Source organism: Ottowia sp. oral taxon 894 (assembly GCF_001262075.1).
GTDB classification, from domain to species: domain Bacteria; phylum Pseudomonadota; class Gammaproteobacteria; order Burkholderiales; family Burkholderiaceae_C; genus Ottowia; species Ottowia massiliensis.
In genome coordinates this window covers 1,872,707-1,895,177 of the sequence record NZ_CP012073.1, presented here as the reverse complement: position 1 = coordinate 1,895,177, position 22,471 = coordinate 1,872,707, and the positions used below count along the sequence as shown (strand labels likewise).

General features: G+C 58.6%; 20 protein-coding genes. 4 read left to right on the top strand and 16 right to left on the bottom strand.

Annotated elements, in window-relative coordinates:
- Positions 1-117: 117 nt before the first annotated feature.
- Both ADJ79_RS08205 and ADJ79_RS08200 read right to left on the bottom strand, forming a co-directional pair.
- A complete protein-coding gene (locus ADJ79_RS08205; protein WP_082203207.1) occupies positions 118-648 on the bottom strand; it encodes a CNP1-like family protein in 531 nt (176 codons plus the stop codon).
- On the bottom strand, positions 645-1,283 hold the full coding sequence (locus tag ADJ79_RS08200) for an RNA pyrophosphohydrolase (protein ID WP_050715548.1): 639 nt from the start codon (positions 1,281-1,283) through the stop codon (positions 645-647). The genes ADJ79_RS08205 and ADJ79_RS08200 overlap by 4 nt, the downstream gene beginning before the upstream one ends.
- A 136-nt stretch (positions 1,284-1,419) precedes the next feature.
- On the opposite strand from ADJ79_RS08200, the gene ADJ79_RS08195 reads away from it, so the two are divergent.
- Positions 1,420-3,162: a proline--tRNA ligase gene (locus ADJ79_RS08195; RefSeq protein ID WP_050715547.1), complete on the top strand. Its 1,743-nt coding sequence runs from the start codon at positions 1,420-1,422 to the stop codon at positions 3,160-3,162.
- The gene (locus ADJ79_RS08190; RefSeq protein WP_082203206.1) at positions 3,159-4,007 is read left to right on the top strand and encodes a lytic transglycosylase domain-containing protein; all 849 of its coding nucleotides are present in this window, start codon (positions 3,159-3,161) and stop codon (positions 4,005-4,007) included. The genes ADJ79_RS08195 and ADJ79_RS08190 overlap by 4 nt, the downstream gene beginning before the upstream one ends.
- A gap of 155 nt (positions 4,008-4,162) precedes the next feature.
- Here ADJ79_RS08190 and ADJ79_RS08185 read toward each other — a convergent pair whose 3' ends face one another.
- The 8 genes from ADJ79_RS08185 to ADJ79_RS08165 all read right to left on the bottom strand — a co-directional run bounded on the left by ADJ79_RS08185 (position 4,163) and on the right by ADJ79_RS08165 (position 15,065).
- Positions 4,163-4,744, bottom strand: coding sequence for a GspH/FimT family pseudopilin (locus tag ADJ79_RS08185; RefSeq protein ID WP_050715546.1), 582 nt, complete (start codon positions 4,742-4,744; stop codon positions 4,163-4,165).
- A complete protein-coding gene (locus ADJ79_RS13225) occupies positions 4,741-5,214 on the bottom strand; it encodes a type IV pilin protein (protein WP_082203205.1) in 474 nt (157 codons plus the stop codon). Before ADJ79_RS13225 ends, ADJ79_RS08185 begins: the two co-directional genes overlap by 4 nt.
- The gene (locus ADJ79_RS13220) at positions 5,211-9,722 is read right to left on the bottom strand and encodes a pilus assembly protein (protein ID WP_253273802.1); all 4,512 of its coding nucleotides are present in this window, start codon (positions 9,720-9,722) and stop codon (positions 5,211-5,213) included. The genes ADJ79_RS13225 and ADJ79_RS13220 overlap by 4 nt, the downstream gene beginning before the upstream one ends.
- A gap of 16 nt (positions 9,723-9,738) precedes the next feature.
- The gene (locus ADJ79_RS13215; RefSeq protein WP_082203203.1) at positions 9,739-10,425 is read right to left on the bottom strand and encodes a PilX N-terminal domain-containing pilus assembly protein; all 687 of its coding nucleotides are present in this window, start codon (positions 10,423-10,425) and stop codon (positions 9,739-9,741) included.
- Positions 10,426-10,457: 32 nt separating this feature from the next.
- Positions 10,458-11,489 (bottom strand): PilW family protein, encoded by a 1,032-nt coding sequence (locus ADJ79_RS13210; RefSeq protein ID WP_256381522.1) that lies wholly within the window; start codon positions 11,487-11,489, stop codon positions 10,458-10,460.
- A gap of 41 nt (positions 11,490-11,530) precedes the next feature.
- Positions 11,531-12,133: a type IV pilus modification protein PilV gene (pilV, locus tag ADJ79_RS13205; RefSeq protein ID WP_082203382.1), complete on the bottom strand. Its 603-nt coding sequence runs from the start codon at positions 12,131-12,133 to the stop codon at positions 11,531-11,533.
- A gap of 204 nt (positions 12,134-12,337) precedes the next feature.
- On the bottom strand, positions 12,338-14,245 hold the full coding sequence (gene ftsH / locus ADJ79_RS08170) for an ATP-dependent zinc metalloprotease FtsH (RefSeq protein WP_050715543.1): 1,908 nt from the start codon (positions 14,243-14,245) through the stop codon (positions 12,338-12,340).
- A gap of 142 nt (positions 14,246-14,387) precedes the next feature.
- Complete coding sequence (locus ADJ79_RS08165) at positions 14,388-15,065, bottom strand: RlmE family RNA methyltransferase (protein ID WP_050715542.1); 678 nt, start codon at positions 15,063-15,065, stop codon at positions 14,388-14,390.
- Positions 15,066-15,096: 31 nt separating this feature from the next.
- Here ADJ79_RS08165 and ADJ79_RS08160 point away from each other — a divergent pair, with 31 nt between their 5' ends.
- Positions 15,097-15,570 (top strand): YhbY family RNA-binding protein, encoded by a 474-nt coding sequence (locus ADJ79_RS08160; RefSeq protein ID WP_050716508.1) that lies wholly within the window; start codon positions 15,097-15,099, stop codon positions 15,568-15,570.
- Positions 15,571-15,586: 16 nt separating this feature from the next.
- Positions 15,587-16,345 carry a hypothetical protein gene (locus ADJ79_RS08155; protein WP_050715541.1) on the top strand — a complete coding sequence of 253 codons (759 nt, stop codon included), beginning with the start codon at positions 15,587-15,589 and terminating at the stop codon, positions 16,343-16,345.
- Positions 16,346-16,438: 93 nt separating this feature from the next.
- Here the strand turns inward: ADJ79_RS08155 and proB are convergent, their stop codons facing one another.
- The 6 genes from proB to ADJ79_RS08125 form a co-directional block, all read right to left on the bottom strand.
- Entirely contained in the window at positions 16,439-17,569 is a 1,131-nt protein-coding gene (gene proB, locus ADJ79_RS08150; RefSeq protein WP_050715540.1) for a glutamate 5-kinase, read from the bottom strand.
- Positions 17,570-17,952: 383 nt separating this feature from the next.
- The gene (gene nqrF / locus ADJ79_RS08145; RefSeq protein WP_050715539.1) at positions 17,953-19,176 is read right to left on the bottom strand and encodes an NADH:ubiquinone reductase (Na(+)-transporting) subunit F; all 1,224 of its coding nucleotides are present in this window, start codon (positions 19,174-19,176) and stop codon (positions 17,953-17,955) included.
- Positions 19,173-19,781 carry an NADH:ubiquinone reductase (Na(+)-transporting) subunit E gene (gene nqrE, locus ADJ79_RS08140; protein WP_050715538.1) on the bottom strand — a complete coding sequence of 203 codons (609 nt, stop codon included), beginning with the start codon at positions 19,779-19,781 and terminating at the stop codon, positions 19,173-19,175. Before nqrE ends, nqrF begins: the two co-directional genes overlap by 4 nt.
- Position 19,782: 1 nt before the next feature.
- Entirely contained in the window at positions 19,783-20,451 is a 669-nt protein-coding gene (locus tag ADJ79_RS08135; RefSeq protein WP_050715537.1) for an NADH:ubiquinone reductase (Na(+)-transporting) subunit D, read from the bottom strand.
- A 15-nt stretch (positions 20,452-20,466) separates the two neighbouring features.
- On the bottom strand, positions 20,467-21,264 hold the full coding sequence (locus ADJ79_RS08130; protein WP_082203201.1) for a Na(+)-translocating NADH-quinone reductase subunit C: 798 nt from the start codon (positions 21,262-21,264) through the stop codon (positions 20,467-20,469).
- Complete coding sequence (locus ADJ79_RS08125; protein WP_050715536.1) at positions 21,257-22,468, bottom strand: NADH:ubiquinone reductase (Na(+)-transporting) subunit B; 1,212 nt, start codon at positions 22,466-22,468, stop codon at positions 21,257-21,259. The genes ADJ79_RS08130 and ADJ79_RS08125 overlap by 8 nt, the downstream gene beginning before the upstream one ends.
- Positions 22,469-22,471: the final 3 nt, after the last annotated feature.

The window sequence follows — 22,471 nt, the reverse complement described above, 5'->3', positions numbered from 1 at the left end:
GCCACCGTTTTGGCCATGCAGGCGGTTATGGCAAAGACAGGGGCAAGGGATGCACGGACTGCTTCAAGCAAAGCCCCGTTCGGGGGCTGTGGCAAGAGGATGGGCCGGGGCGCCGTTTCAGCCCCTGTACAGCACGTTGCGGCCGCCGCTTTGCAGGCCGCGCACGATGGAGCGCACGTCGGTGTTGACGGCCGGGCCAATGCACATGCCGTCTCGCGCCAAAACCCGCACGTACGGTTGCTGGCGCGGGCCGTACATGTCTTCCCACTCCATGCCTGCCGCCAGCCAGGGACCATCCGCCTGCCGGCGCGCGAACACGCGCCACTGTCCGCCATTGCAGCGGATGCCTTCATAGGTGGCCACGCGGGCGCTGATGCCGCGCATGACAGCCACGTAGCGCACCACGCCCGCCTGCGCGTCCACGCTGATGGTTTCAGGCGCAATGCCAATGCGCACGGTGCTGCCGCGAGGCTGTTCAATTTCAACCAGGCGCGCTTCGTCATAAGCGGGCGGCAGGTCCGCTTTCAGCGCCGTGCCTGCAGGTGGAGCGGCAGGCTCGGGCAGCCGCTCGGGGCGGCCACAGGCGGCCAGCGCCAAAGCAGCCAGCAACGGCAGAGAAAGGGAGAAAGCAGTGCGGCGGCAGATCATGGCTGTGCGTGTTCAGTGGCGGGAGGCGCGTCATCCAGCCGCCAGAAAGCGGGCGGGCCGCTGGCTGGCCCCAGCGGAGCGGGTTCGGAATCCGGCGGCAAATTGCAGGCCGCCACGGGCGTGCGGATGCCGCTGCGCAGGTAGCGGTTGCGATGCTCCGGCGGGCGCGGCAGAAAGCGCGCCAGCTCGGTGAGCGCCATTTCATACACGCCGCGCTTGAACTCAATCACCACATCCAGCGGCACCCAGTAATCGTTCCAGCGCCAGGCATCGAATTCAGGGTGATCGGTGGCGCGCAGGTTCAGGTTCCAGTCATGAGTGATGAGCTGCAGCAGAAACCAAATCTGTTTCTGCCCCCGGTAGCGGCCGCGCGCGTCGCGGCGGATAAAGCGGTCGGGCACCTCGTAGCGCAACCAGTCACGGGTACGGGCGACGATGCGCACGTGCTCCGGCTTCAGGCCGATTTCCTCATGCAGCTCGCGGTACATGGCCTGCTCCGGGGTTTCGCCCCGGTCAATGCCGCCTTGCGGAAACTGCCAGGAATGGGTGCGTATGCGTTTGCCCCAAAAAACCTGGTTTTTCTGGTTGAGCAAGATGATGCCGACATTCGGGCGAAAGCCTTCCCGGTCAAGCATAATCAAACTCCAATTTCAAAATGTTGCGGGCCATTATGCCCGCGCGTCATGTCAAGGGGCCTGTCAACGGCCTCTTGCCGTTTGGGGCCAGGGCTTGCCGCGCGCCTGCGGCCCTTTTCCACCATTCGCATCTGTCATGAAAGCCTCGCAGTTCCTCATCTCCACCCTGAAAGAAGCCCCGGCGGACGCCGAAGTCATCAGCCACCAGCTCATGACCCGAGCGGGCATGATCAAGAAGCTGGGCGCGGGCATCTACACCTACATGCCCATGGGGCTGCGCGTTATCCAGAAAGTAGAGGCTATCGTGCGCGAGGAAATGAACCGCGCCGGCGCCATTGAATGCCTTATGCCGATGGTGCAGCCCAGCGAGCTGTGGCGTGAAACAGGGCGCTTCGACAAGATGGGGCCGGAGCTTCTGCGCATCAAGGACCGCCACGAGCGCGACTTCGTGCTGCAACCCACCAGCGAAGAAGCCGTGACGGACATCGCCCGCCAGGAATTCAAAAGCTACAAGCAGCTGCCGCGCAACCTCTACCAGATACAGACCAAGTTCCGCGACGAACGCCGCCCGCGCTTTGGCCTGATGCGCGGGCGCGAATTCATCATGAAAGACGCCTACAGCTTCGACCGCGACGAAGCCAGCGCGCGCCAGAGCTACCAGAAAATGGCCGCAGCCTACCGCGCCATTTTTGACCGCTTCGGCCTCACCTACCGCGCCGTGGCAGCCGACTCGGGCAGCATCGGCGGCGACATGAGCGAAGAATTCCAGGTGATTGCCGCCACCGGCGAAGACGCCATCGTCTACAGCACCGGCAGCCGCTACGCCGCCAACATGGAAAAAGCCGAAAGCGCCCCCCCCAAAGGCCCGCGCCCGCCCGCTGCGCAGCCCATGACCCCAACCCCCACGCCCGGCAAAGCCACCTGCGCCGACGTGGCCGAACTGCTGAAGCTGCCCTTGCAGCGCACCGTCAAATCCCTCGTGCTGGCCACGGACGAGCTGAACGGCGCAGGGGAAATTACCCGAACCCGCATCTGGCTGCTGCTGCTGCGCGGCGACCACGACATGAACGAAGTGAAAGTCAGCAAAGTGCCGGGCCTGGCGGACTTTCGCTTTGCCAGCGTGGCCGAAATCCTGGAACACTTTGGCGCCGAGCCGGGCTACCTCGGCCCCATTGGCCTGAAAAAACCCGTGACCGTCGTGGCTGACCGCGAAGTAGCCGTCATGGCCGACTGGGTGTGCGGCGCCAACAAAAAAGACTTCCACATCACCGGCGTGAACTGGGGGCGCGACCTGCCGGAGCCGGACATCGTGGCCGATTTGCGCAACGCCGTCGCAGGCGACCCCTCGCCAGACGGGCAAGGCCAGCTGGCCATCGAGCGCGGCATTGAAATCGGCCACATCTTCTACCTGGGCACGAAATACAGCGCCGCCATGAACGCCACCTTTTTGGACGAAGACGGCAAGCCCAAGCCCTTCCAAATGGGCTGCTACGGCATCGGCATCACCCGCCTGCCCGCCGCCGCCATCGAACAAAACCACGACGCGCGCGGCATCATTTGGCCCGACGCCATCGCGCCCTTTACCGTCGTCATCTGCCCCGTGGGCATGGACCGCAGCGAAGCCGTGCGCCAAGCCGCCGAAAGCCTACACGCCGAACTGCTGGCTGCTGGCGTGGATGTCATTTTGGATGACCGTGGCGAGCGCCCCGGCGTGATGTTTGCCGACTGGGAACTGATCGGCGTGCCGCACCGCGTCACCATCGGCGAGCGGGGACTGAAAGAAGGCCAGGTTGAATACCAGCACCGCCGTGACGAAACCGCCGCCAAAGTGCCTGCCGACGGCATCGCTGCCTTCGTCAAAGCGCGGCTTGCCGCATGAGCCGCCAGCCAGGCCCGAGCGACCCGCAACGCCGCCAGACCCTGCGGCAACTGGCCCTGCTGCCCGGCCTGCTGGCGCTGGCGCAACCGGCGCGCGCCGGCGGGCAAATTGAAGAGCCGCTGGCCGACTCCGTGCGTACCGCACTCAGCTCGGCCATCGCCAACAGCGCCCCGCCCGTGCCCATCTTCGCCAGCACCGCAGCGCGCCTGGCCTACCTGCGCTGGCTCTCGGCCATGAGCGACCGCCTCTACAAACGCATGCCCGACCTCGACCGCCGCGTGGACTTTCTGCAAACTGTCTGGTACGAATCCCGCCGCGCCGGGCTGGAAACCTCGCTCGTGCTGGGCCTCATCCAGGTAGAAAGCGGCTTTCGCAAATACGCCGTCTCCGTCGTCGGCGCGCGCGGCTACATGCAAATCATGCCGTTCTGGACCCGCGTCATCGGCGACGGCGACCCCGGCAAACTCTTTCACATGCAGACCAACCTGCGCTTTGGCTGCGTCATCTTGCGCCACTACCTGGACCGCGAACGCGGCGACATGTTTATGGCCCTGGGCCGCTACAACGGCTCGCGCGGCAAACCGCAGTATCCCAATGCCGTTTTCGCAGCGCAGCGCCCTTGGGAATATGTGGATCACGCACCCCCGCCAGCGCTTTCCGCTACTCCAGCGCCCGAGCCTCCAACATCATCCGCTGCGCCTACTTCATCAGCTCCAATGGCCGCCTCCCCGCCCACTTCCCGTGCAGCGTCGCACCCTATCCCGGCATCCGCCATACCGCCCGCCCGCAAAGGACATAGCGTCAGCGGCGCCGTCACAAATGCAATCAAGCCTGCTTCACCCTGATTTCTGTCATTCAAGCGGCAGTCTTTAAACGGCGGTAAAAAACAACCTTCCCGCCGTTATCTTCCACAAAATTCATTCGCGCAAACGCGCTCCAATCCTGCTGTACATCATTAATAAAAAAACCGCCAGCAGATGGCGGTTTTGAGAGATAAACGCTATTCTGTGCAGGTGGCGTCCTCTTTTGGCCGACAGGCGCGCACTCTGCCTGAGCGGGCGATCTTGATGCGGCGGGTCACGTTATCCTGCTCCGCCACTGGAACATCCGTGCGCTTAAGCGTCAATGTCGTATTGGGAACCGAAGCATTATTCCCCTTGGCGAAACCGGAGCCATCGAAAGCGACAAGCGTGCCGGATGAACCCGTCACATCGGTTTTGCTGGAAATCTGAATAAAGCTATCCTGGTCATGGCTTTCATGCTCCACAATCACGATATCTTTTGACCGGTCCAGCTGCATATTCATATCCGTATCCACAAAGATGATCCAGCCAGTATTCCAATCCGAACCGTCTTTAGGCTGCATCAGTGCGAACATATTCCGCTTCATAGCCTCACCGCGGGTCGCATTGATGGCCGCAACCATCCCGTTCGTATACGAATTCAGCCTGGCGTTTCGATAGGCCGATACAAAACTCGGCCCTGCCAGCGTAAGCAAAATGGCAGCAATCGCAATCACCACCATCAGCTCAATGAGCGTGAAGCCGTGACTCCTGCAATTCGGGCAGATAGAAGTTTTCATGGCCAGCACAGTTGAAATTGTGAAGATTTCGCCGATCCTGTGCAGTCTTTCACGCCTGTGCTGGTCAGACTAAGATCGCCCACCAGAGGATCATTGATGACAGGAGATGCCACAACCTTAATGCATTCCTTGACCGTTGGCGTATAGCTCCCCGAAGCCGGGCAAGCTTCCGCCTTCAGCTTGTACGTCGTAGTTGAATCGCCAACTTTTGTTTTGAAAGGCACGCTGCTATCACCAAGCGAGAAATCCTTGTATGTGTTGTATTGCGTCATATAACGTTCTTGCTGCTGCATGGTTTCAGCAAGCGCCGCGCGGGCCTCCGCACGGCGCCCTTTGCGAACCGACTCCTGGTAGGAAGGATAGGCTATTGCTGCCAATATTCCCACAATGGCAACCACAATCATCAGCTCCACCAATGTAAAACCTTTTTGCCTCGCTAGTGAAGAAGCGTTTACTAAACAATATTTCATTGTTTTCTCAACTCCTGATAGTTATTAATTTGCCGCCAACTCAGCCTTCCCACGGGGAAAACCTGAGTTCCAGCCTGCCGCGCGGAAATACTATTAATGCCGGGCGTGACAGCCACTTGTGGGCGCGAACGCATGCGCCTACCCGTGCTATCTGCGGCCGTTTCAGTTGTCCCCGGATCATTAGCCAAAACCAAGGGTTGGCCTGGTATGCCAACATTGGAGCGTGTAACATCTCCTCTAGCGGAAAAAAGATCAACATAGTAACCATTCCCTCCGCCGCCAGATACGCCACAAATACCCACAGCAGTAGCAGCATCTGGAATCAGGCTATTGAACATAACAGTCGTACTCAACGAAATATAAGTTGAGTCATAAACAATCCGCTCACCAGTTTCGGGTAAATCATAATACCACCCCGAGCGCTCCTCTCCAGAAGAACTCGTCGCACGCCCCCAGAAGAAACGGTCATCTGGTTTGAGCTTGTTATCCGTGTCCTTTACGACTTTCCGCAAACGATCCCGTCCCGGAATACCAACCACTCCTGAAGTAGCGCCTTTAGTCGTTCCATCATCAAAAAGAACATAATAAGTATTCTGTTGCGTGCTCTTTGGATCCTTGGGCTCGATATATTTTCCGGTACCAAATCCTACAAAGTAAGTACCTTGTGTATTTCCTCTCAGAATGGTAGGAGCAGCTGTGATCGGTTGTATGCCTCCAGACGCATCTTTTGCTATATACATCGGATAGGCTTTACTCCCTGTAGAAAATCTGGAAAGCTTGCTGGCAGTCCAGTCCGATAATCCATTTTCCGCAAAATTCAAGGCCCATAAATTACCATGCAGATCGCCTGCAAATACCGCCTCAACAACGCCATCACTGTTTCTGAATGCCTCCAGATTGACTATACCTGTCGGCCGCACCTGACTGGAACCATCGATAGGCTCTATTAAATCCGACTTGAACGGCAATTCTATCTTATAAAAATTACTATTAAGCGACCAAGCCGTTCCAGGGGATTTATCTAGCGCGAGCAAGAATATAACAGGATTACCAGTCGAGCTAAACTTTCCACTAATGGGATCTTTCGTATAGTTATTCACGCCAGCAGGTACCATCGCAAACCAACGTGTCTTTACGGTTTCATCCTTGGGTGCACTAGTGCGCATACGCACTAAGCGAGGCTTGCCGAGTACATATCCCATATCGGCATCATGGCTAGGAGTAAATTCCCACAATACCTTGGACGAATCAAACTTAACAGGGTCTGTAATATCAAGTGCAAAAACCCCGCGCCCCCCACCGCCTGTACCTGAAACAAGCACGGATTTCCAAACAGGATTGTCTGCATCAGTGCTGACATTGACGTCACCCGCGACAGGCGATGCATCCACGTATGCTTGGTGATTGCCTGCTTGGTTATATGCGGGATCGGTCAGTGCTCCCAGCTTAGGACCAAGCCAGCTTGGAATATAGGCAAAAATTTCTTTGCCCGTTTTCGCATCAAACGCATGCAGCATGCCGTCATTTGCACCAATATACACTACAGGCTTCCGATTCGCATTAGCCTCAACAAAACTGCCATAGTTTTTGTCCATGCCGGTACGATACGCTGGTGCGCCAACATACTGCGCGCCAGAATTCACAATATCACCCAACGCGCTTGAACGCTGGCGGAATTGCCCAGAACCACTTCCTTCATGCGTTTTACCGCCGCGCAAATAAGCCACCCGTTCCTTCCAGCGGCCATCCTGCGCAGATGTCGGGTGGAATCTATCCAGATCCGCTTGCAAGGCCCTTTCAATGGTGCCTTCTGAAAATTTCGTCGCTACCGGACTTGATGGATTATCTCCATACTTGCCAACAACGATATTGCGCGCCTCTCCATTTGCAATCATAGTATCCAGCTGCTGTTTGGCAGACCAAACCGCATTTCCAAGCTCAGGCGTTACATTATCAGATCCAATCTTCAACGCAAACGCCTGCAAATCGCCTGTCCAACCACTTGTATCGTATGAAGCTTGATAAACATGAGAGTCATTTTGAGTCAACGCGCCACTAGAAGCTGCGGCCCCTGCAATACTCCTCTGAGCATAAGTAGCCTCGCTGAAGATCTTATCAAAAGCAGCCAAAACACTACGTCCGTCGCTTTGAAGAAAATAGGATTGCGGCTCCATCTGCCGACTAGCATCTTGCCAGACATCATTGTTTACGCTTCCATTCTGATCATAGAACGGGTTGCCTTTGAGATTATAAGGACGGTTATCTGCATCAGGCTGATCACGAAAACCACCGTATTTGGCTGCTGTGTAATACTGGTTATTAGTGCGACGTTTCGTATCGTCGGCCTCTAACGCGTACTCGTTTACGTCAAAGATGAACGTTTTAACACGCAGACCCGGACGCTGCTTGGCGGGCTGAGCCGTCCAATCCGCGCCACGTATATCGTGCGTATGCGCCCAATATGCCAAACCAATAATGGGAGCACTCCTTTGTGTATCTCCCGCAGCGGGGGAGGAGTATGAAGCTGTATTTGGATTGGAGGTCGTTTGCGTTGCGCCGCTCCCGTCGACGTATGACATGCTCGCCTTGCTTTCAAACGCCTGGACCACCTTCGTCCAATAACGGGAATCTATGATGTTTTTCGCCGTATCCTGAAAAGGAAGCCGGTTGTTATTAGGATCATAGCTTTGCGAATTATGCGTATTAACATCGCCAATCAAGGCAATATTGTTTCGGACACAAGAGTAATCAGCCTCCTTAGGTCGTCCGGCGAACGGGTCCAACTCCGTCCAATCCTTGTAAATCGGAAAACCGTCATACATCGCCGAGGTCAGATCCTTCACAGCATCAGAGCTGGGGGGCAAGCCCTGCAAGTAGCGCAACGCCTCATAATACAACTCGCTGGAAGGGTCGTAAACCTTGTAATTGCCAGGCCTGTCTGGCAAGAGACGTCCAAACTTGTTCAGATAATTGACCACACCGCTCGTGTTATAGGATGTATCATTATCCGGATTTTCCTTAAAAACTCCCGTCACAGCGTCCCATTCAGCATTCGGATTGCCGCCTGACGGCGTCGTATCAACTCCATACGCATCAAAAGTGCGCTGCCCCACAAATTTCATAGGTGCCCGCAATACCCCCCCGTAGCGACCCTTCTTGCCATTTTGGTAGCTAAGAGTGTTGTCAATCGCATAGCCAAATGCAGAAAGACGCAGTTGATCGCTATATCGCTGAATAGTGCCTTCCGGCTTATAGTTGCCATCAGGATAACTTCCGCACATTTTGTAGTCGCGAACGTCCCTTAATTGTCCGGCCCCATCCTTGCCGCACACTTCTACGCGAGCATAAAAGAACCCGTCTGAATTCATTAGCCCCGCCATCGGTTTTATCGGCGCCGTATAACACTGTTTCACCTTGCCAACCGCTGGATCCTTGCCGAACGTCTCGTTATTGCAACGCACCACGCCTTTAGCCGCAGCCCGAATCCAGCCCTTAGAAGCCTCGCCGTAATAGACCCAGTGCGTGCTTTCCCCCACTCTGCATATCTCATTTTCACCAGCACAGCGAGTGCCCTGCCCGGGAGAAAAAAACGACCCAGCCTGCACACCACCTTTGGGATCACCCAGGGTATAGCTCAATGTTGCACTCGTCGCTTCACCCGTATTCCTCGCCACCTCATTACAACTACCTCGAGTACCTCTTTTACTCAATCCGAAATAAATCCGGTTCAGTATATTAGCAACCCAAATCGTTTCGGCCTTATTATCATTCGCCCGTTTAACCATTTCGTTAGGAATGGCTCCTGAAAAGCGACCGTCGGTTCCCTTTTTTAAACCTTTTGCCGGGAAGTTCTGCGAATTCCAGAAACAGCTCGGCCCATCCCCCTTAGAAGCAGGGGCAAGCGTGCCATCAGGAAGAACAGCACGCTGCAAAATTGTCAGCCCCGGTTGGTCAATAATCCGATCCCCCCCGGAAAGCGCCAAACGCAGCATGTCAATCGCTGAGTTGCTAGCCCAGTTCAGAAAGTTCCCGCTAAATGCGTCAGCGCATTTGTGATTCTGCGCCCTTTCCTTAATCGCGAAACGCTTGTAATCCGAAAGCGTTTTTCCTGCGATTGGCACCTCTGACGGCCTATCAATATAGGAATAACACAACTCTGCATTATAATAACCAATATACTCCTTACCTGGATCGTAAGAGGTGTCTTCTTCTGCATACCTCGTATGCACATACTGCGCACCAACCGTCGGAAATTCCACAGATAGCGCAAGTGTCAACGCAGGCTTATCCCCTTGCATCGATGCATGTAACGGCACGGAGGAAATATCCAACGGCCTGATATTGGGCATCGACTGACTCCATACTAAAATTGGGAAGGAAACAGCCACGCCCCCAAAGACAATCGGTTTAACCAGCGCCCTTTTATACACAGAGGAGCAGACCGACATAACAATAGAAACCGCAACCGCGCGCGCAACAGAGGTTTGCTTTAACACTTTCTTCAACACAATATATCTCCCACAGTTAATTACGATAAATACTCTGAACAGCAGCCTGAATATCCTTTCGAGGGCCAAAACCCAAGGATGTAATTCGATAGACGCGCCCGCCAGCTTTTACTGTCGTGTTAGGATCTGCTGCTGATGCATATCTGGCCCCTACCATCCCGCCACCAGCATTCAGCGACTCAATATCCGACACATCTTCAATAATATACCGAGGTTCATAGGCTGGCTGAATACCCTTGCCATCATTCTGATTTGCGCTAGCAAATGACAGCCCCGTAAAAGCACCAAATTCGACGCTAGGCGAAGCGCTTCCCGTTTCAGCAATATCGACCGCCAGCCAAGTAGGGCGGCTCTTGCCTTTCACCTTCGTTTCATAGAAGCAAAAACCTCTCCAATCGCCATTTGTTTGACACCCCGTGGTTGGAATATTGACATGGCCACTCAGGATTTTCTGGGTCCGGCTATTCGACGAGTTATTAGGCCCTTGAACTTCAATTTCGGCCCCAACCAACCCCATTTCAGCAGCTTGCCATGCCAGATCCATATCGCGGTCATTCCTTGCTCCTCGCTCGCTCATCATGGTAATCTGCACACTAGCCGCCCCAAGCAAAGACACAATAAGCAAAATTAACAAAACAGTCAGAAGTGAGATGCCGCGCTGTTTCTCTATTAATTCAGCGCGCCAATGTGTCCGTTTTCGCATTTTTATTCGCCTCAAGATGGAATATTTCACATTCAGGGTGTCGGAACAACGACATCACACGGCACAGTAGAATTCTCAGGCTGATACCCCTGATTCTGACAATTCCTCAACTGAACTGTAAATGTGACAGTTTGATGAAGTCGATTGTCCTTGGTGATAAATTCACTACCAGGATCTGCACTATTGGCATAGCGCGCATCTCCAAATGGATAATGTTTTATTTCCGCATTATTAGGAGCTGTCCCTCTGGGACCCTGCAAAACAAGACCAATACGCAAACTTCGGACTCTTCGCCAATTTGTATATGTCGCAACAGGATCACCGACCACAGTTAATTGGTCGGCTCTGAGATAACCATTGGGCACGCTGCTGGAATGTCCTGTCGGCGCTTTGTTTGGAGTGACATTGTCAACTCCATACAAAACCTGAAACGTCTCGACATTTTTGATTAGAGGCTGAACATCGTATAATCCTTTTGCATTTTGAGTTGCACACATCAAAGACATACCCCCCTCACCCGCAGGTTTTCCAAGATAAAAGACACTAATAATACGATCTTTGCGATCAATGGACGCCTTATCTGGCGAAACACCCATGCAATTGATCATGCTTTTATCCGATAAACTAGATTTTGGGTCAAGTTTCACCACCTGATTTTGCAAAATCAAGACATCACTTCCATAACCTTCGCTACTCGCTGAACGCGATTTAACATTATTTATCGGATCTGACGCACTTGGAATTCCATTATTATATCCAAACACGCTTGGCATGAAATCAGCAATATTTAAACCCGTACCGGATTTATAAAGACTCTCCGTACCATAATAAGGCTGCGTAGCCGACTTCAGATCTTCAAATCCCGTTTGAACGCCAAGACGCTGAATGATGCTGGCAGCAAAGCGTGCGTCATCGCGCAATTGCGAGGCTGCATCGACCTCCCTGGCTCCACGCTGGCTCACACCCAAGGCAGCAACAGCAACTGCGATTACCAAAAGCCCTACTGCCATCGCCACCAGCAGCTCGACTAGCGTCATGCCACGTAAATTCCTTTGCCTCCCCATGGAGAAGGAAAGAACATTCATCTTCACAGTCTTCATAGACGTCATTTACCAATTAGAACAGGGATAACGACAAAAGGACGCGCCGCCGTATCGTTGGCTTGCAAAATCTTGCTGTCCGTGGTCTCCCTCGTCCAACCGATTTTGATGGATGTAATCGCATTGCCTGAACCCGCTGGAGTAGCATCACAATCCCATGATGGCAGCCCATCTCGGTTATACGGATTAGCATCAATGCAGACTTTCACGCGCGCCCCGGAAAGCGAGCGTTCAACCCGCGCCAGCCATTCACTCATTTCTGCATTCGCCACATCCGTGGTCGTCGCGCAGGTTTTTCCTATATTCAAACAGTCGGAAGGATTGCTCGGCTCCATATTCGTGCCAGACCATTCCCCGTGATATGGATTTCCAGAGGTTTTCACCGCCACTTCGGCATTTGCGCGCATCATTTCGCCCAGCTCGCGCGCCAAGCCAACCGCAACCGATTGCGCACGGGCATCGCGGTTGTTTTTCAATGCCGTGGCTTGCAGCCCCACAGCGCCCAGCAAGCCGAAAGACAGAATGATGATGGAGATCAGCACCTCCAACAGCGAAAAGCCGCGCGCGCGGCGCCTGCTTCGGCCATAAAGAAGAGTTTGTGATTTCATGTCGGCAATCCTAGCGTTGACATTCTGGATGTGAAGGAGAGCTATCGGACGATCTGCGCCGTCTGTCGCATCTTGTTGCGCGCGACATGCAGTTTCCGCTGCTCGCACCATGTTCCATCCTTCGCAACGCAGCACATGCAAAAAAGCGGAGCCTGGAAACAGGCTCCGCTTTTTGTGGTCAATGCTCTTTTCTTGCCTTGCGTCTCACGCCGCAGTGGGTGCGTGATCGGCGACAGGCGTGCCGCCTGAGGGGCCGCCGCCTGAGGGGCTTGAGTGCGGCGCGTGGTCTTGCGGCGGGCGCGGCGGGCGGCCGGCCATGATGTCGAGTACCTGGTCGCGGTCGATGGTTTCCCACTGCATCAGCGCCTCGGTCATGGCTTCGACCTTGTCGCGGTTTGCTTCCAGAATCTTTTGCGCCACGGCGTACTGCTCGTCCAGGATGCGGCGGATTTCAGCATCCACTTTCTGCATGGTGGCCTCGCTGATGTTGGTGGTTTTGGTCACGCTGCGGCCCAAGAACACCTCGCTCTCGTTTTCGGCATACACCATCGGGCCGAGTTCGGCGCTCATACCATAACGGGTGACCATGTCGCGGGCGATTTTGGTGGCGCGCTCGTAGTCGTTGGAAGCGCCCGTGGAAATCTTTTTGACGAACAGGTCTTCAGCGATGCGGCCGCCAAAGAGGATGCTGATTTCGTTGAGCATCTGGTCGTAGTACTGGCTGTATTTGTCGCGCTCGGGCAGCTGCCAAGTCACGCCCAGGGCGCGGCCACGGGGCATGATGGTGACTTTGTGCACGGGGTCGGTGCCCGGCAGGATTTCGGCAATGATGGCGTGGCCCGATTCGTGGTATGCGGTGGCGCGCTTTTCGTCGTCGGTCATCACCATCGAGCGGCGTTCCGGCCCCATGTAGATCTTGTCTTTGGCTTTTTCGAAGTCCTGCATTTCCACCACGCGGGCGTTGCGGCGTGCGGCCATGAGGGCGGCTTCGTTGCAGAGGTTGGCCAGATCGGCGCCGCTCATGCCGGGGGTGCCACGGGCAATGACGGTGGCGCTCACGTCCTGCCCGATGGGAATCTTGCGCATGTGCACGCCCAGAATCTGCTCGCGGCCGCGAATGTCGGGCAACGTGACGTATACCTGCCGGTCAAAGCGGCCAGGGCGCATCAGGGCGGAATCCAGAATGTCTGGGCGGTTGGTGGCGGCCACCACGATCACGCCCAGGTTGGTTTCAAAACCGTCCATTTCCACCAGCATCTGGTTGAGCGTCTGCTCACGCTCGTCGTTGCCGCCGCCCAGGCCCGCGCCGCGCTGGCGGCCTACGGCGTCAATTTCGTCAATGAAGATGATGCAGGGGGCGTTTTTCTTGGCGTTTTCAAACATGTCGCGCACGCGGGCCGCACCCACGCCGACGAACATCTCCACGAAATCGGAGCCGCTGATGCTGAAAAACGGCACCTTGGCTTCGCCCGCGATGGACTTGGCCAGCAACGTCTTGCCCGTGCCAGGCGGCCCGACCAGCAGCAGGCCGCGCGGAATGCGGCCGCCCAGTTTCTGGAACTTCTGCGGGTCCTTGAGGAAGTCCACCACTTCCTTGACTTCTTCCTTGGCTTCGTCGCAGCCGGCCACGTCGGCGAAGGTGACCTGGTTGTTGTTTTCGTCCAGCATGCGCGCCTTGCTCTTGCCAAAGCTGAAGGCGCCGCCCTTGCCGCCGCCTTGCATCTGGCGCATGAAATAGATCCACACGCCGATGAGCAGCAGCATCGGCCCCCAGCTCATGAGAATGCGCAGCAGCAAGGAGCCTTCGTCGCGCGGCTTGACGTCGAATTTCACGTTGTGATTGACCAGATCGCCCACCAGCCCCCGGTCCAAGTAGGTGGCCTGGGTATGCACGCGGCGATCGTCGCTCATCACGGCCACGATGTCTGCGCCGCTGGGGCCTTCCTGAATGGTGGCGCTTTTCACGCGGCCATTGCGCACGTCCTGAAGAAAGTCGGAATACGCCACATGGCCTGCGCTGGCCGCGCTGCTTTCAAACTGCTTGAACACCGCAAACAGCACCAGCGCCACTATCAGCCAGACAGCCACTTTTGAAAACAGTTGATTCTTCAAGCCACACGCTCCAGTCAGGAGAAAAGGAAAAAGGGATGCTCTTCAAAGCTTTTTCAGCTGCGGTTCATTCTAGGTATTTCAAGCCTGCCAAAGGGTTCGCGGGCGCGCCGTCCCCGACGCGGACTGCGGCTTTTGCACGCTTTCAACGGTTTTCGCCGCGCAGTGGGCGCTTGAGTCCCACACCGACCAGAAAGGTTTCCGCCGAGCGGCCGCGCGAGGCTTTGGGTTTGATGGGCTTGGCGACCCGGAACGTGTCTTTGAACAGCTTGACCAGCTGGCTGTAGCCGCTGCCGTGAAACACTTTGGCCACCAGCGCGCCGCCGGGCTTCAGATGGTTTTGCGCGAAGTCCACCGCCAGCTCCACCAGGTGGCTGATGCGTGCGGCGTCCGCCGATTCGATGCCTGACAGGTTGGGCGCCATGTCAGAGATCACCACATCCACCGCGCGCCCGGCCAGCGCCTCGCGCAGGCGCGCCAGCACGTCTTCTTCGCGGAAGTCGCCTTGCAGCCAGGTCACGCCTTCAATCGGCTCCATCGGCAAGATGTCCAGCGCCACGATGGCGCCGTTCAGCTCCCCCGCAGCCGCGCCTTGCGGCGAGAGGCGGCGGCGCGCGTACTGGCTCCACGCCCCCGGCGCGCTGCCCAAGTCCACCACCACGCAGCCGGGGCGAATCAGGCGCAGCGCCTCATCAATCTCCTTGAGCTTGTAAGCCGCGCGCGAGCGGTAGCCTTCCTTTTGGGCCAGTTTCACATAGGGGTCATTCACATGGTCGTGCAGCCATGCCTTGTTGAGCTTTTTGCTCTTCGTTCCAGACTTCATGGCCCGTATTTTCAAGGGACAATCCTTTCCCATGCCCCAACTTGAACTCTCTCCCGCCGAGCGCAAGGCGCTCAAAGGCGACGCACACCACCTTGATCCCGTCGTCATGATCGGCGCCGACGGCCTCACCGATGCCGTGCGCAAGGAAACCGACGCCGCCCTGAACGCCCACGGCCTCATCAAAATTCGCGTGCTGGGCGATGACCGCGCCGCCCGCGAAGCGATCTACGCGCAGCTGGCCGACGAGCTGAACGCCGCTTGCGTGCAGCACATTGGCAAGCTGCTGGTGCTCTGGCGCCCCATGCCCGAAAAAACGCGCGCGCCTGATGAAAACCGCAAGCCCGGCCCGCGCGAAGTCAAGGTCATCAAATACAGCTCGCGCGGCGGCCAGCGGCCCGAAGTCAAGCGCCTGCGCGTGCTCGGCAACCAGCGCCTGACGGCGGGCGGCAAGATCAAGAAAGCCCAGCCCAAGCAGAAATCGGCCAAGAAAGGCCGCCCGGACTGATTGCGCCCCGCCGCCCATGACCCACGCCGCCGCGCCGCAAACCGCCCGCCACATCCTGTGCATGAAATGGGGCCGGAAATACGGCCCCGAATACGTCAACCGCCTCTACGGCATGGCGCGCCGCCATCTGCAAGGCGATTTCCGCTTCATCTGCCTCACGGACGACGCCAGCGGCATCCGCCCTGAAGTGCAGTGCCTGCCCATCCCGCCGCTGGCGCTGCCTCCGGGCATACCCGAGCGCGGCTGGACCAAGCTCACCACCTTCAGCCGCAGCCTGTGCGACGAATACGGCCTGCGCGGCACGGCCCTTTTTCTGGATATTGACGTCGTCATCGTCGGCAGCCTGGACGAGTTTTTCACCCAGCCGGGCGAATTTCTCATCATCCACGACTACAAGCGCCCCTGGCGCATCACGGGCAATTCCTCTGTCTATCGCTTCGAGCTGGGCGCGCACCCCGACGTGCTGGAACATTTCCGCACGCACTTTGAATCCATTCGCCGGCAGTTCCGCAACGAGCAGGCCTATCTCTCGGACTTTCTGCACCGCCAGGGCAGGCTGGCCTACTGGCCCGCCCAGTGGTGCCCCAGCTTCAAATACCACAGCATTCCGCGCTGGCCCGCCAATTACTTCAAGCCGCCCGCCATACCGGCGGGCGCACGCATCGTCATCTTTCACGGCGAATGCAACCCGCCCGACGCGCTGGCCGGCCGCCGCAACCGGCGCTTTCGATACATCCGCCCCGCGCTCTGGGTGGGCGAGCACTGGCGGGAATAGGCGAAGAAATAGATGGCATTCGCTCCCGAAACAATAGCGACCTGCGCAGCATCCACGGCGACAAAGGGGCAATTCAGCCCCTTGAATCCGCTTCTAATCCAATAGCGCCAGATTATCCCGGTGCACCATTTCCGGCTCCACCGCATAGCCCAGAGTGGCGGCAATCTCGGCTGAAGGCTTGCGGCACAGCAGCCGCGCTTCGGCGCTGGAGTAGTTGGCCAGCCCGCGCGCCAGCTCCGCGCCGCCCTCGTCAAGAATGGCGATCACGTCGCCGCGCGCGAACTGCCCCTGCACAGCCGTCATGCCTATGGGCAGCAGACTCTTGCCTTCATCTCGCAGCTTGGCAGCGGCGCCCGCGTCAATGCGCACACTGCCTTGCAATTGCAGATGGTCCAGCATCCACTGCTTGCGGGCGTGATGCCGGCGCGTGGGCGCCACCAGCAAAGTGCCAATGCGCTCGCCGCGCGCCAGGCGCAGCAGCGCATCAGGCTCGCGGCCCCAGGCAATGACGGTGCTGGCGCCCGATCCGGCCGCGCGCTTGGCCGCCAGCACCTTGGTGATCATGCCGCCCGTGCCGATGCCGGAGCCTGCGCCGCCAGCCATGCGCTCCAACCCGGCATCGCCCGCCTGCGCCTCGTGCACGAACTCGGCAGCGGGGTCATGGCGCGGATCGGCGGTGTACAGGCCCTGCTGGTCCGTCAGGATGATGAGCAGATCGGCATCCACCAGATTGGCCACCAGCGCGCCCAGCGTGTCGTTGTCGCCAAAGCGGATTTCGTGCGTAACCACCGTGTCGTTTTCATTGATGACAGGCAGCACGCCGTGGCCCAGCAGGGTCAGCAGCGTGCTGCGCGCGTTCAGGTAGCGCTCGCGGTCGGCCAGGTCGGCGTGCGTCAGCAGCACCTGCGCGCTGCCCAGGCCGTGGCTGACCAGCTGGCGCTCGTACATCTGCGCCAGCCCCATCTGCCCCACGGCGGCGGCGGCTTGCAGTTCATGAACGGCATGGGGCCGACGCGCCCAGCCCAGACGCTTCATGCCCTCGGCAATGGCCCCGCTGGAAACCATGATGATTTCGCGCCCCTCGCGCACCAGGGCGGCCATCTGGCGGCACCACTGCCCCACGGCCTGCTCGTCCAGCCCGCGCCCTTCGTTGGTGACAAGGCTGGAGCCAACTTTGATAACGATGCGTCTGGCTTCGCTCAGAACAGGAGAGAGGGGTTGCATGACGGAACAGCTCGGCAAAAAAGCAAAAGTGTAGAGCGCGCGCCCTGCCCGCCCCCAGCTCAGCGCGGCGCCTGTGGGCGGGGATGCGCCAAGGCGCAGGCAGCGAGCAGACAGTGGGCGGACAGGCTCATTTCGCTCCTTGTTTAATAGCAAGATGTCCTAGTGGAATCTGCGCAGAAGGGCATTTCACCCCCACCGAATTAGCTCCTGTTTTTTGATGCAAGCAGGCGGACGGAAGCAGTCCAAGGCCCCGTCCCGACCGCCCCCGCCGCGCCCGGTTGCACGCATTAAAAATGCCAGCAGCTTTTCAGCCGTTGGCATTTGCATAAAGCGCGTTTTCTGCTTTGCCCCGCGCCCTGGGTCGCTAGGAAGAAACAGCCGCGTCAGCCGCCGAAATCGTCCAGGAAGATGCTGTCGCGCTCCACGCCCAAATCCAGCAGCATCTTGATGACGGCGGCGTTCATCATGGGCGGGCCGCACATGTAGAACTCGCAGTCTTCGGGCGCGGGGTGGTTTTTGAGGTAGTCCTCGTAGAGCACGTTGTGGATGAAGCCGGTGGGGCCGCTCCAGTGGTCTTCAGGCTGCGGGTCGGAGAGCGCCAGGTGCCAGGTGAAATTGGGGTTTTCGGCGGCCAGGCGGTCAAATTCTTCAACGTAGAAGGCTTCGCGCAGGGAGCGCGCGCCGTACCAGAAGGAAATCTTGCGCTGGCTGTGCAGGCGCTTGAGCTGGTCAAAGATGTGCGAGCGCATGGGGGCCATGCCCGCGCCGCCGCCGATGAAGACCATTTCGGCGTCTGTTTCCTTGGCGAAAAACTCGCCAAAGGGGCCATAGACGGTGACTTTGTCGCCCGGCTTGAGGCCAAACACCCACGAGGACATCTTGCCGGGGGGGATGTCGTCGCGGCCGGGCGGCGGGGTGGCGACGCGGATGTTGAATTTGACGATGCCTTTTTCTTCGGGGTAGTTGGCCATCGAATAGGCGCGCACGGTGGTTTCTTCCACTTTGGAGACGTAGCGCCAGAGGTTGTATTTGTCCCAGTCGGCGCGGTATTCATCGGCAATGTCGAAGTCTTTGTAGGCCACGGTGTGCGGCGGGCATTCGAGCTGCACGTAGCCGCCGGCGCGGAAATTGACGTGTTCGCCTTCGGGCAGGCGCAGGGTGAGTTCCTTGATGAAGGTGGCGACGTTGGGGTTGGATTCGACCGTGCATTCCCACTTTTTCACGCCGAAGACTTCTTCGGGCACGCGAATCTTCATGTTTTGCTTGACCGCCGTCTGGCACGACAGGCGCCAGCCTTCGCCCGCTTCGCGCCGGGTGAAGTGCGGCTCTTCGGTGGGCAGCATTTCGCCGCCGCCTTCTTCAACGACGCATTTGCACTGCGCGCAGGTGCCGCCGCCGCCGCAGGCCGAGGACAGGAAGATGTTTTGCGCCGCCAGCGTTTGCAGCAGCTTGCCGCCGGAAGGGACGGTGATGCGGCGTTCGCCATTGATTTCAATGGCGACATCGCCGCTGGAGACGAGTTTGGAGCGCGCAAAGAGAATGAGCACGACCAGCGCCAGCACGATGCCGGTGAACATGCCTACGCCGAGCAGGATTTCGGTGGTCATATTTGCACCCCCGAGAAGGACATGAAGCCCAGCGCCATCAGCCCGATGGTGATGAAGGTGATGCCCAGGCCGCGCAGGCCGGCGGGCGTGTCGCTGTATTTGAGCTTTTCACGTATGCCCGCCAGCGCGGCAATGGCCAGCGCCCACGACAGGCCGGAGCCGACGCCATAGACGGCGCTTTCGGCAAAGGTGTAGTCGCGCTCGACCATGAAAAGCGTGCCGCCCATGATGGCGCAGTTCACCGTGATGAGGGGCAGGAACACGCCCAGCGCGTTGTAGAGGCTGGGCACGTATTTGTCGAGCAGCATTTCCAGAATCTGCACGATGGCGGCGATGACACCGATGTAGGACAGCAGGCCCAGAAAGCCCAGATCCACCTCCGGCAGGCCCGCCCAGGCCAGCGCGCCGTCTTTGAGCAGCCAGCGGTAAAGCAGGTTGTTGGCAGGCACCGTGATGGCCTGCACCACCACCACGGCCACGCCCAGGCCAATGGCCGTTTGCACCTTTTTGGAAATGGCGATGAAGGTGCACATGCCCAGAAAGAAGGCCAGCGCCATGTTCTCGATGAACACGGAGCGGAAAAAAAGGCTGAGGTAGTGCTCCATGTCAGATGCCCTCCCTGTTGCTGACTTGCGGGGCCAGATGCCAGGCGGCGGCTTCCACCTGGTCTTTCTTCCAGGTGCGCAAGGCCCAGATGATCAGGCCAATGAGGAAAAAGGCCGAAGGCGGCAGCAGCAGCAGGCCGTTGGGCACGTACCAGCCGCCGTCATTGACCACGGGCAAGATGGTGTGGCCCAGCAGCTTGCCCGCGCCAAACAGCTCGCGGAAGATGCCCAGCGTGATGAGCATGGCGCTGTAGCCCAGCCCGTTGCCAATGCCGTCAAAAAACGAGAGTACGGGCGGGTTCTGCATGGCAAAGGCTTCGGCGCGGCCCATGACGATGCAGTTGGTGATGATCAGCCCCACGAATACCGACAGCTGCTTGGACAGCGAAAAGGCGAAGGCCTTGAGCGCCTGATCCACCACGATGACCAGCGAGGCGATGATGACCATCTGCACGATCATGCGGATGGAAGATGGGATTTGCGCCCGGATGGCCGAGATGAACAGGTTGGAAAAAGCCGTCACCAGCGTGAGCGCAATGGACATGACCAGCGCCGTTTTCAGGTTGGAGGTGACGGCCAGCGCCGAGCAAATGCCCAGGATTTGCAGGGTGATGGGGTTGTTCTTCAGGACAGGGTCGAGCAGAACCTGCCTGATCGTGGGTTGTGCCATGTGTGTCAGTCCTTGTCAGTGCGTGCCTTGTTCTTCGCGCAAATGGGCCAGCAGCGGGCCGAAGCCCTTGGGGCCGAGCCAGAAATTGAGCAGGTGGCTCACGCCGTTGCTGGTGAGCGTGGCGCCTGCCAGGCCGTCCACCTGGTGCAACGCCTGCGGGCTGGCCGGATCAACATTGCCTTTGACGATGCGAATGGCGGGCTGGCCCTCGCCGTCCATCACCTGCTTGCCGGGCCACAGCGCTTTCCAGCGCGGGTTGTCCACTTCGCCGCCCAGGCCGGGCGTTTCGGCATGCTGGTAAAAGCCCAGGCCCACCACGGTTTTGAAGTCGTTTTTCAGCGCGATAAAGCCGTGCAGCGTGGACCACAGGCCGTAGCCGCGCACGGGCAGGATGATGGTTTGCAGCGCGCCCGCGTCTTCCACCAGGTAAACGACCGAATAGCGCTCGCGGCGGCGGATGGAAGCGATGTCGTCGCTGGCCGCCAGCGGAGCCGACAGGGCCGGGTCTTGCGCGGCCTTGAGCGCGTCAAACGTGGCGGCGTCTTGCGCGTCGGAAAAGCGCCCGGCGTCCAGATCGACCAGGCGGGGCTGGATGCGCTCCTTGAAGATGCGCTGCACTTCGGCTGCGGGCGCGGCGGCATCGGCCAGATGGGCGATCGCCAGGATGTTGCGCTGCTTGTCCAGCTCGCGGTTGATCACCTGTGCGGGTTTCAGCCCCACGGCCGCGCCCGCCACCACCACCGAGCACACCAGACACACCATGAGCGCCACCAGCAGCGTGCGGCGCGTGGATTCTTGCTTGACTTCAGACACGGCGTGCGGCCCTCCGCTTGATGTTGGCCTGCATCACGAAATAGTCGATGAGCGGCGCAAACAGGTTGCCAAACAGGATGGCGAGCATCATCCCTTCGGGGAAAGCGGGGTTGATGACGCGGATCATCACCACCATCACGCCAATCAGAATGCCGAAGGCCCATTTGCCCGCGTTCGTCATGGCGGCCGATACCGGATCGGTTGCCATGAACATCATGCCGAAGGCATAGCCGCCCAGCACCAGATGCCAGTACCAGGGCATGGCGAACATGGGGTTGGAGGCCGAGCCGATCCAGTTGAACAGCGTGCTCAAGGCCACCATGCCCAGCATCACGCCCGCCACGATGCGCCAGGCCGCAATGCGCATGACCAGCAGCGCGCCGCCGCCCAGCAAAATGGCCAGCGTGCTCGTCTCGCCCACCGAACCGGGCATGAAGCCGAGGAAAGCATCCATCCAGCTCAGGCCATGCGCGGGCAGCGCCTGCACGCCGCCAGCGGCGGCCTGACTCAGCGCCGTGGCGCCTGCGTAGCCATCCACCACATTCCACACCGCGTCGCCCGAAATGAAAGCCGGGTAGGCGAAGAACAAAAAGGCGCGCCCGGCCAGCGCCGGATTGATGAAGTTCTTGCCCGTGCCGCCAAACACTTCCTTGCCCAGCACCACGCCAAAGCTGATGCCCAGCGCCACCAGCCACAGCGGAATGGTGGGCGGCAGCGTGAGCGCAAACAGCACGGAAGTGACAAAAAAGCCCTCGTTCACCTCGTGCCTGCGGATGGTGGCAAACAGCACCTCCCAAAAGCCCCCCACCGCGAAGGTGACGGCGTAGATGGGCACGAACCACAGCGCCCCGCCCAGCAGGTTGTGCCAGACGCTTGAGGGATCAAACCCGGCCAGGTGGCGCAGCACTTCAAAGCGCCAGCCCGTTTGCGCTGCCAGCAAATCAGGCTGCGCGGCAAAAGCCAGATTGGCCTGGTAGCCCACATTCCACATGCCAAAGAACATGGCCGGGAAGGTGCACAGCCACACCAGAATCATCATGCGCTTCAGGTCCAGGCAGTCGCGCACGTGCGCCGTGCTGCGCGTCACGCTGCCGGGGCGGTACAAAAAGGTGTCGGTCGCTTCATAAAGCGCAAACCACCGGTGCAGGCGGCCGCCTTCCTCGAAGTGCGGCGCCAGCCGGTCTAGCAAAGATCGCAAACCCATTTT